A 9789-nucleotide genomic window follows, 5' to 3' on the forward strand; every position below is an offset into this window, starting at 1 on the left:
GTCTTTTTCAGTCCCGCGAGGTTCCCGACTGGTCGCCGAAATTGAAAAAGCTAAGTTGAGCTTCTCTTGTGCTAGCAGATGCCGAACAATAGTTGTTTTTCCACTACCACTTGGCGCAGAGAATACAATGAGTTTTCCTTGGTGATCGCCGTGCATTAGAGTACGTTCAGACATTGTTCTTTGATCTTCTCCAACTCATCCTTCATACGCACAACAATCTGTTGCATCGGCGCGTAGTTGGATTTAGATCCTATAGTATTGATCTCGCGACCCATTTCTTGAGAGATGAAGCCCAACTTCTTTCCGTTGGATTGCTTCCCGTCCATGGTTTGGATAAAGTAATCCAAATGGCTTTGCAGGCGCACTACCTCTTCATTGATGTCGTATTTCTCCAAATAGTAGATCAATTCTTGTTCAAATCGATTTTGATCAACTTGTTCTTTGAGGTCTGAAACGGCCTTGGTCAAGCGCTCGCGTACACTGTCCATACGCTCCGGATCCATTGTTTTCACAGCTTCTAAGTGCTCGCTGATGTTTGCCACTCGTTGACGGAAGTCCTTCTCTAGGTCGGCTCCTTCACTCTGGCGATAATTAGTAATCGCTCCTAAAGCATTCTCTAAAGCTTCCAAGATGGAAGCGTATTCTTTAGGGTCGATATCCTCACGCTCAGTTTTCAGTGCATCAGGAAGACGCACAGCCATCTGCAAATGATCCATGGCATCTCCTGGAACCACAGTATTGAGCTGGCGAATGTATTCTTGAACCACAGCGCTGTTGATGCTTGTTGAAGTTGCTTCTCCTGTAAGTTCTACAAACAGTCCCAGATCAATCTTTCCGCGCATTAAAGCTTTGGAAACTTTATTTCTGATCTCTAATTCCTTTTCTCGGTAGTGAGAAGGAATACGAGCGTTCAGGTCTAGATTTTTACTGTTGAGCGATTTGAGCTCAATGGTGATTTTTTTATTCGGAAGGTTTATAACGGCCTTTCCGTAACCGGTCATGGATTGTATCATACTGCGCTGATTAATACTGGGCAAAGGTAAGAAATAGCGGCCTACTTGGGCTTGCCGTCTTGGTCAAATCGCGCCTTGAGTTCTCGTTCTGTAAAAACAAGGATTAAAAGCAGCAAAGTAGAATGACCCACTAGAGTCACTAAAATGTTGAAATCTGGATAGAACAAATAGCACATAAAGGGAAGTACAAAACAATACAGCGTTATGCGCAACATCAATCCGCTGGAATACCGATTGGCAAAATCCCAAGCTTCTTGACTTTTCATGGACTTGTTGGTGCGGTAGCCATAAAGGCTGTTAATCTTTTTAGGCGGATATTTCATAAAAAGCCAACTCACCAAAAGCATAAGGGCCAGATAGCCCAGCGATACGTAGAGTTCTATAGCGTCAGTCATTGAGAAAGGTGCAAATTTTTTGTTCGCTGTAATATAAGTTATTTGGCGCAACAAAGCCTACATGGCCGCCAGCGTCTGGGATTTCCAAGAATAGGTGATCTGAGTTTTTAGCAATTTCCACTGGATAGCTCCCCGCTTTTTTAAGAAAGCTGTCATTGGCGGCATTGAGCAGTAAACTTGGAGTTTCCAAGTCGCTTAAAAATTGCCCACAACTGTTTTGAGTATAATAGTCAAGCGCGTCTTTAAAGCCGTGTGCCGGCGCCGTGTATTGATTGTCAAAGGCCAAGAGGGAATCAATGGCTCTAACGGTTTTGTGGTCCATCTGATCTGGGAAATCGATGGCTTTTTGGTGAAGCTTTTGTTTTAGACTGCGGAGGAAAACCGTGCGATACAACCAATTCTCCTTCCGATTCAAAGCCAGTAGCGTTCCACGAAGATCAACCGGTGCGGAAACAGCAACCGCTTTATCGATAGCTTCCCAACCCTTTACTTTACTCCCTAAGAACTTCAGCAGGAGATTCCCACCCAAACTGAATCCTACCAGAGCCATTTTAGCAGGCGTATACTGCTGCTTGACATGCTGAATGAGAAACTCTAAGTCATCAGTTCTTCCCGCATTGTATGAGTAGTACATTCTGTTAGGACTTCCGCTACATCCTCTAAAATTAAGGGCGACTATATTCCAGCCTGTAGCTTCCAAAGCTTGCGCAGCTCCTTTCATATAAGAACGGGTTGAATTCCCTTCCAAACCGTGTAAAAGGATCGCGAATTTATAACTACTGTCCTTTACAATCAGATCAATGTCTACAAAGTCACCATCGGGTAATTCCAAGCGTTGCCGCTTTTGATACGGATTACTTACGCGGCGGATTTTAGCCGAATAAATTGTGGCCAAATGTCCGTTTGAAATCCAAGAGGCAGGTTGGTATGAGGGGGTTACTAGCGGCATCTCTGCGAAATTACTTATTGTTTCGCAAGTTCAATGGCTTTTTCTAAAACTTCATCCCGTCCAGCTCTTAAACCCTCAATGCTTGGCTGAATTTCAACATCGATTGCAATGCCTTCTCGTTGAGATAGACGCCCATCAGGATACATGATGCCCAAACCAGAGATGGCTGTGCGGTATCCGCCTAAATAATCAAAGACCACCACATTACCATCAGCGCCAGCAGTTTGACTGCCTATGGTGATCACGTTCGGAGCTGTTTGCAGCGCCATAGCCGTAAACTCAGACCAACTGATGCTTTCCTGATTGACTAAAACAATGACCTTGCCCTCAAAAGCGAGTTTGCTGCTTTGGGTTTCAGGGCCTTTGTCAAAGTAGAATTTCCCAGGATAGTTGAAGTTGGGCTTGTAGATCTTTGCGAAAATGCGGTCCTGAGTATTTAAAAATTGTGTGGTTTTGTAAAGCGTTTGTGTGGGGTAATTTCTCACATCAATTATGATTGCTTTTTTGTCTTTAAATTGCTTGAAGATCTTACTGATCTCCTTTCCACCCAGACTGATCATATTGATATAACCCACTTCATCATCCAGGCTTTTGGAACTGGGGTTGATCTCGGGTTCTCTATAATTGAATTCGTCAAACGCATAGCGTTCTGAGCTAATCTCAAGGGTTTGACCCCCTCTTTGAATAGTCAAATTCAAGGCGCCACTTCCCGCATTGAGCAAGTCGTAGTAGATGCGGATTCTGCGGTGATTGTCGTTCGATCCGCCTCTGTACGGCCAAAGAGCCTCCACAGCAGAGTCAACCTCCTCGCCGTTAATGTGCGAGATGACATCGCCGAGTTTTAAGTTATTCTGAGCTGCCAGCGCTTCATCGTAATAGGCAAACACCACCATTTTCTGCTCAAGATTGGTTATGCGAACCGGCAAGTATTGCCCTTTTTTGTTAGGATCTAAACTGATCCAAGCATGGGAATCATCAACATAGGCTACCAGTTTCTTTATGGCTTTGTGATAGGCTTCCAGGTCGATGGCGGATCTGAATTCAGGAATCATGGTTTGAAGCACGGCATCCCAAGAAGTATCGTTGAGGTACTTATAAGGATAGTAGTACTCGATCAGATTCCAATATTTAAAGAGCCCCAAAAGTCGCTCAGCCTCTTTTGGCAATCCTAGATCTGGATAAATAGGTTCATTAGTGATTTGCACTTGTCCAGCAGGACCGGAGCTTACATAATGACTGCCCTTTTGCGCTCGGTTTTGACGGATGTAATTCAGCTTGTCGATTAGCTCGGCAGTGAATACAGAGCTATCATTGAGCCAATTCAGATCGAAGTTGGCCTCAAAATAGTCTCCGCCTTCATCACAGGAATTGCAAGGATTAATGGTTCCTAAGGATTCGATCCAACTCAAATAAACTAGCGAAAGATCAGCTTTGTTTTCTGCCTCTACCACCAGTGGATATAGGTTCAAAAGCTGCTGGTCCCAATCGAATTGACCAGTAGCCACATTGGGATGATAGTATTTTAGATATCCATAAAGCTTTCCTAGTGAATTCAGTTTTTCAGTGTCATTGAGGACGGATTGAGCAAAGCTCCATTGTAAAGGAAGGACCAGTAAAATCAGTAGAAGTAGCTTACGCATCGGCAGTAAAATAAAGGGCTGAAATTAAGCAATTAAGCTGTTGAAATAGACTTATAAAATGTGAAGAGAAGTGTTAAAGTTTATAAAAACAACTATTATGAAACGATTGTTTCAATATATTTGTATCAGAATTTCAAAACATGCCAAGAACAGAAGTATTTGATAGAGCAGATGTGATCCAAAAGGTGCAAGCCGTCTTTTGGAGCAAAGGCTATAACGGTACTTCCATGCAAGACTTGGTTGATGCTACAGGGCTTAACCGCAGTAGTATCTACAATTCTTTTGGCAGCAAGCACGAGCTTTTTATGCTCAGTTTGAAGACTTACCACAAGCAGAATTTGGATGGAATTGATCAAATGATCGAGCAGTATGAGTCGCCATTGAAAGTTTTGAAAGACCTTTTTGAAAAAGGGGTCAGCGGTGCTTGCGACAGTGAAAACAAAGGCTGTATGTTGGTGAACTGTACCACAGAATTAGCCAATCAACAGGCCGATGTACAGCACTGGCTAACCGGCAGCAATGCTAAGATGCGCTTGAGATTCCGTAATCTGTTGGAAGCTGCGCAAGAAGCTGGAGAGCTAAAAGCAGATGCAGATACGGATCTGTTGGCGCACTATCTTTTAATGAGCTTGCAAGGTTTGCGTGTGAACGGTCTTACTAATCAAGATCCGCAGTTGTTGAATCAGCTGGTAAAACAAATATTTAAAAACATCACCTAAAATTTTTTTAATCAATAATGAAACGAACGTTTCAAAATAAATCAAAATCATGAGTAATCTTAAAGACAAAGTAGCAGTAATCACAGGAGGTAATTCCGGAATCGGACTGGCCACCGTCAAAGAATTTCTAAATCAAGGCGCTAAAGTTGTTTTCTCGGGTCGTCGTCAGGAGGCCTTAGACGCGGCGAGCGCTGAATTAAGCGGAGATTTTAAAGCCGTTTTAGCAGATCAAGCCAATCCGCAGGACAGCAAACGCCTCATTGAGGAAGCGGTTAACACCTACGGGAAGATCGATGTACTTTTTGCCAACGCAGGAGTAGCGCAGTTCTTACCTGCAGATCAAATTGACGAGGACTTCTTTGACAACCAATTCAACATCAATATTAAAGGCCCAGCCTTTTTGACCAAAGAAGCCATTCCACACCTCAATGAAGGAGGAAGCGTGATCTTCAACACCTCAATCGTGAATCAAAAAGGATTTGCAGGAACAGGCGTATACACAGCAACCAAAGGAGCTTTGCGTTCTTACGCTCGCGTATTGACCTCAGAATTGGCGCCAAAAGGCATTCGTGTGAACTCCGTGGCTCCCGGGCCAATCGGGACTCCTATCTACAACAAAATGGAAGGAATGACTCAGGAAGAAGTGCAGCAAATGGGCGCTGGATTTGCAGAAAGCGTACCGCTAAAGCGCTTTGGTGAGCCTCAAGAAGTAGCTCGTGTAGTGGCCTTTTTGGCAAGCCCGGAAGCCTCTTATGTCAATGGAATTGAAGTAGAAGTTGATGGCGGAATGAGCCAGATCTAATGGGAACCGCATTCCGTTAAAAAGGCGCCTGTAGCGGGCGCCTTTTTTATTTTTGATCTATGGAGCCGACTCAAAAGAAGTATCTTTGACAAAAATTTCTGCCTATGTACCTCAAAGAATTTGAGATCCGTTGGAGCGATATTGATGCCAATCGGCATTTAGCCAACAGTGCCTACGTTAATTTCATGTCCCACACCCGAATGAGCTTCCTCATTGAGCGAGGCATTGACATGAAAGCCATGGCCAAACATCAAATTGGCCCTGTGGTCTTTAATGAGAATATCTTTTACTTTAAAGAAGCCTTTCAAGGGATGAAGATTCGCGTGAGTTTTGAGTTAGGCGGAGTGAGTCAAGACGGAACCTTCTTTAAGTTCGTTCACAATTTCTACGATCACAAAGGCCGAAACATGGCGCATTGTGAAATGGTGGGAGCTTGGATCAATTTAATGACGCGAAAGCTTACTCCACTGCCGGAAAACCTTATGGAGCTGTTAGAAGAGTCTCCAAAAACAAAAGACTTTAAATGGCTCACTAAAGAAGACATGAGAGCCGCAGGCAAGATGCCTGTTGATTTAGAAGATTAAAAAGAAAGCCCGCTGAGATAGCGGGCTTTTTATTTACATGCCGTCGTAGAAGAACTGTTCTTTGACAATTTTGTTGTCGGCCACGCGATACACTGCAATCTGCGAACTCTGCGAACGGTCACCCGTTGGTTTAAAGGTGGTGTCTAAACTCATCTTTACGGAGAACCAATTGTCTGCAACTACTGCAGGCTCTGCTTTAAAGGCGTGAACTTCAAAGTTCTGTTCCCACCATTCTCCTTTTTTAGCAACGGCTTCCATACCTTCAGAAACCGGGTTCTCTCCATGAGGTTCAATGCTCACAATGTCTGGGCTGTACAATTCGGTGTAGCAGCGTTCAAAATCGCCTGCATTACACCAATCCACTAGGTTATTGGCAATTTGTTCTGTAGTCATGATTTAATTGTTTAGGATGGAACCTAAAGATAGTTCAAAGCAGCTAGGAAACTATCAAGGCTGCGTTAATTTTAGGTTTGTTTTGCTGCGGATTTTTTCTTCCGACTCGACAGATAAACACCCGCAAAGATCATGGCAGCGGCGCCAATTCTAAGGCTGTTCAAGGTGTCCGCTCCGGCCAAGACTGCAAAGGCTGTCGCAAGAACGGGTTGCAAGTAAATAAAGGCACCAATGGTGGATGGACTCAATTCTTTAAGCGCAAAAACGTTTAGCAAATAGGTCATAAATGTGGTCCCAACCACAACAAAGCTCAAGCCCCAGATTTGGTTCCAGTTAAGTCCGGTCCAATCTACAGCAGCAAATTCATTCCAACCTACAGGGAGGTTCATGATCACCGCAAAAAGGAAGAACCATTTCATCAAGGTGATAGAACTGTATTTAGTAACCAAGGGTTTTACCATGATCAGATAGACCGAATAGCTCGCTGCGTTAATGATAAAGAGCATATTTCCTAAAGGAATATTCGGTGCATTGGGCTGGGTTTTTGCCCCGAAAAGGATCAGCAATAAGGCTCCTGCCAATCCAATACCAATTCCGGTAGCTTTGATCCAGGTGATCTTTTCTTTTAAAAAGATCGCGGATAGGATCAGCAATAAAACAGGTGACAGTGTTATCACTACAGAGCTGTTGATGGGCGTGGATAGACTCAAGCCTTTAAAGAACATCAGCATATTAATCACCATCCCAAAGGCAGCACAACCAATGAAACGCAGCCAATCTTTTTTGTCCACCTTTTCTTGTGGGAAGAACAAACTCACTAACCAGAACAAGGCAGCAGCACCTGTCACGCGCAGTACAATAAAACCATAGGCCCCAATAACGTCGGGCATAAGGCCTTTGGCAATGGTGTGGTTAATGCCGTAAATAGTACTGGCAGCCGTGGCGGCTAAAAGGGCGAGCCATCTTAAGTTTTTCATGATAGAGCTTCAGACGCAGCAGCGACTACTTTCTTACTGTTGCCCACAAAGATTTGATCGTCTAAAACCAAAACGGGGCGCTTCAAAAAGGTGTAATGATCTAAAATAAGCTCGCGATAGTCGGATTCGCTCAGGGTTTTTTCATGCAAACCGCGCCCGCGATAGAGTTGAGCACGCTTGCTGAACAAAGCCTCATAACTGCCGGCCAATGCTTTCATATGATCCAATTGATCTGCAGTGATGGCCTCTGTTTTAATGTCTTGTAAGGTCACATCCGCAGGAAGTGTCCATTCAGAAAGAATACGTTGACAAGTGTTGCAAGTAGACAGGTGAAATACAGTGCGCATAAAGGTTGATTTTGGTTGAGTATCGTGCTTTACAAAAATACGGCAATCCATTCCAAATGAACTACCTTTAAGAAAAATTTGAACATGGAATTCAGCATAGATACCACCTATAAAACCCGTAAAATATTGGACGGATTTCTAGAAAACCTGAGTCTGGAACAACTCAATACGGTTCCGCCCAATTTTAGAAACAACATCTTTTGGAATATCAAGCATGTTGTGGTGACGCAACAATTACTGGTATACAACCTATCTGGATTGCCCATGGCCCTTACAGAAAATGAAGTGGCAGGCTATCGCAAAGGCAGTCAGGTGACGGGAGATGTGGATCAACAGGCTGTCGATCTCTTAAGAAAACAACTATTCAGCTTGTTGGATAAAACCCGAGCCGATTACAACAAAGGACTCTTTAGTCGCTACAAGGAATACACCGTGACCACGGGCACTACTTTAACCGACGTGGATGAGGCCATTGAGTTTAACAACTTTCACGAAGGCCTGCATTTAGGATATGTGATGGCTATAAAGCGGGCACTGGGATATTGAGCCAAGGCCCGATCTGCTTCCAACTAAATGCTAAAGTGGCAGGACCGTCCGCATAACTCCCGATGCTGTAGGTTGGGTAATAAAAGACCATTCCAGACTCGTTAAAGCCATAGGTTTCTGACAGGAAGAAGGTATCCTCATCAAACAAAAATTGACCGCTGCTAATGTTGGCGTCTAATGCAATGCCGTTTTGGGTGCGGAATTGGCGTTCTGCAAAGGCGGTGAATTCGTCTACATCATCAATAAGTTCTGGCAGACTGTAGGCTATCCCCGTTTCTGGGTTGAGGTTCAAATAAGACTCGCTGCCGTATCCGTGAGCACCACCGGTATAGGTATAATAAACTGTACTGAGACTGATCAGGTCCTCATTTTGAAAACTCACACGATGCTCCAGTTCCAGTTCATAGGTCAACGCATCTTCCGGGAAATCTCCGTAATAATCTTGAAAGCTCTTGACAAAGGCGTCCAAAGCAGGTTGAACTTCTGCGATCAAACTGTCTCCGGGCATCACAGCGCTAGAGATGATCTCTCCCAATTCCTGCTCTATCTGCGCGTTAATCACTGCAGATCGCGGATCTGTTGGATCAGCTTCTACATAAAACACGGAGATCTCCGGGCATTTGCTCTGATTGCAAAGGCTAAGCGCTCCAGGGCTAACTTCTTTTTGAACAAAATTTAGGTTGCTTTGGTCACTACATCCAGTGAGGATAAGCAGTGCAAGCAAAACGAACGACAGGCGCATTTTCACAAACTTCAATTAAAGCATTAAAGGTAGCCACTAATTTAATAATCAGTCTCAGATAGCGTATTTTTATAAAGTAAATTTTATCCCATGAAATTTAATACCAAGACCATACACGGAGGACAACACGAAATAGACCCGGCTTACGGCTCGGTAATGCCTCCAATTTATCAGACCAGTACGTATTCCCAAACTACGCCAGGAGGTCATAAGGGGCATCAGTATGCTCGTTCCAGCAATCCCACAAGATCTGCCCTAGAAGCTTCTTTGGCGACTTTGGAAGGCGGAAATCACGCTTTAGCTTTTGGCTCAGGCTTGGCAGCTATTGATGCGGTGCTCAAGTTACTCAAGGCTGGAGATGAGGTGGTCTCTACCAATGATCTTTATGGCGGAACCTACCGACTCTTTACACAGATTTTTGAAAAGTTTGGTGTGAAGTTTCACTTTGTAGGGATGCAAAATGCAGACAAGGTTGCTTCTTATATCAATGAAAATACCAAGTTGATATGGGTAGAAACCCCAACCAATCCCATGCTGAATATCATTGACATTAAAGGAATTGCTGCGGTTGCCAAGGCCAATAAGGTGCTTTTGGGGGTGGACAACACATTTGCCACGCCTTATTTACAACAACCTTTAAACTTAGGCGCTGATATAGTGATGCATTCTGCTACTAAATACC

13 protein-coding genes and 1 pseudogene are annotated in these 9789 nt (G+C 44.0%); 5 read left to right on the plus strand and 9 right to left on the minus strand.

Features of this window, described 5'->3' with window-relative positions; translation table 11 throughout:
- The 5 genes and pseudogenes from ACSLP7_RS00310 to ACSLP7_RS00330 all read right to left on the minus strand — a co-directional run.
- A pseudogene (locus ACSLP7_RS00310) lies at positions 1-156 on the minus strand (guanylate kinase); the annotation flags it as partial.
- Positions 156-1013 carry a YicC/YloC family endoribonuclease gene (locus tag ACSLP7_RS00315; protein ID WP_435577457.1) on the minus strand — a complete coding sequence of 286 codons (858 nt, stop codon included), beginning with the start codon at positions 1011-1013 and terminating at the stop codon, positions 156-158. The gene ACSLP7_RS00315 and the pseudogene ACSLP7_RS00310, both read right to left, overlap by 1 nt.
- A gap of 41 nt (positions 1014-1054) precedes the next feature.
- Positions 1055-1408, minus strand: a complete 354-nt coding sequence (locus ACSLP7_RS00320) for an SdpI family protein (protein ID WP_435577458.1) — start codon at positions 1406-1408, stop codon at positions 1055-1057.
- The gene (locus ACSLP7_RS00325; RefSeq protein WP_435577459.1) at positions 1401-2357 is read right to left on the minus strand and encodes a YheT family hydrolase; all 957 of its coding nucleotides are present in this window, start codon (positions 2355-2357) and stop codon (positions 1401-1403) included. The genes ACSLP7_RS00320 and ACSLP7_RS00325 overlap by 8 nt, the downstream gene beginning before the upstream one ends.
- Positions 2358-2371: 14 nt before the next feature.
- The gene (locus tag ACSLP7_RS00330) at positions 2372-3997 is read right to left on the minus strand and encodes a S41 family peptidase (protein WP_435577460.1); all 1626 of its coding nucleotides are present in this window, start codon (positions 3995-3997) and stop codon (positions 2372-2374) included.
- A gap of 140 nt (positions 3998-4137) precedes the next feature.
- Here ACSLP7_RS00330 and ACSLP7_RS00335 point away from each other — a divergent pair, with 140 nt between their 5' ends.
- From ACSLP7_RS00335 to ACSLP7_RS00345, 3 genes are all read left to right on the plus strand, one after another.
- A complete protein-coding gene (locus ACSLP7_RS00335; protein ID WP_435577461.1) occupies positions 4138-4716 on the plus strand; it encodes a TetR/AcrR family transcriptional regulator in 579 nt (192 codons plus the stop codon).
- A 49-nt stretch (positions 4717-4765) separates the two neighbouring features.
- Positions 4766-5518 (plus strand): SDR family oxidoreductase, encoded by a 753-nt coding sequence (locus tag ACSLP7_RS00340; protein ID WP_435577462.1) that lies wholly within the window; start codon positions 4766-4768, stop codon positions 5516-5518.
- Positions 5519-5622: 104 nt separating this feature from the next.
- Positions 5623-6102, plus strand: coding sequence for an acyl-CoA thioesterase (locus ACSLP7_RS00345; RefSeq protein ID WP_435577463.1), 480 nt, complete (start codon positions 5623-5625; stop codon positions 6100-6102).
- Positions 6103-6135: 33 nt separating this feature from the next.
- On the opposite strand, the gene ACSLP7_RS00350 is transcribed toward ACSLP7_RS00345, so the two are convergent.
- The 3 genes from ACSLP7_RS00350 to ACSLP7_RS00360 form a co-directional block, all read right to left on the minus strand.
- A complete protein-coding gene (locus ACSLP7_RS00350) occupies positions 6136-6495 on the minus strand; it encodes a nuclear transport factor 2 family protein (protein ID WP_272831134.1) in 360 nt (119 codons plus the stop codon).
- Between the two features lie 71 nt (positions 6496-6566).
- Positions 6567-7472, minus strand: a complete 906-nt coding sequence (locus ACSLP7_RS00355; RefSeq protein ID WP_435577464.1) for a DMT family transporter — start codon at positions 7470-7472, stop codon at positions 6567-6569.
- A complete protein-coding gene (locus ACSLP7_RS00360; RefSeq protein ID WP_272831136.1) occupies positions 7469-7819 on the minus strand; it encodes an arsenate reductase family protein in 351 nt (116 codons plus the stop codon). The genes ACSLP7_RS00355 and ACSLP7_RS00360 overlap by 4 nt, the downstream gene beginning before the upstream one ends.
- A gap of 84 nt (positions 7820-7903) precedes the next feature.
- Between ACSLP7_RS00360 and ACSLP7_RS00365 the strand changes: the two genes are divergently transcribed.
- Positions 7904-8365 carry a DinB family protein gene (locus ACSLP7_RS00365; RefSeq protein WP_435577465.1) on the plus strand — a complete coding sequence of 154 codons (462 nt, stop codon included), beginning with the start codon at positions 7904-7906 and terminating at the stop codon, positions 8363-8365.
- On the opposite strand, the gene ACSLP7_RS00370 is transcribed toward ACSLP7_RS00365, so the two are convergent.
- Positions 8340-9107 carry a PdaC/SigV domain-containing protein gene (locus tag ACSLP7_RS00370; protein ID WP_435577466.1) on the minus strand — a complete coding sequence of 256 codons (768 nt, stop codon included), beginning with the start codon at positions 9105-9107 and terminating at the stop codon, positions 8340-8342. The genes ACSLP7_RS00365 and ACSLP7_RS00370 overlap by 26 nt on opposite strands.
- A 90-nt stretch (positions 9108-9197) precedes the next feature.
- Between ACSLP7_RS00370 and ACSLP7_RS00375 the strand changes: the two genes are divergently transcribed.
- A partial coding sequence (locus ACSLP7_RS00375; RefSeq protein ID WP_435577467.1) for a trans-sulfuration enzyme family protein occupies positions 9198-9789 on the plus strand: 592 nt, incomplete at its 3' end.

Origin of the sequence: Gilvibacter sp. (assembly GCF_965601605.1) — a bacterium.
Lineage (GTDB): Bacteria > Bacteroidota > Bacteroidia > Flavobacteriales > Flavobacteriaceae > Gilvibacter.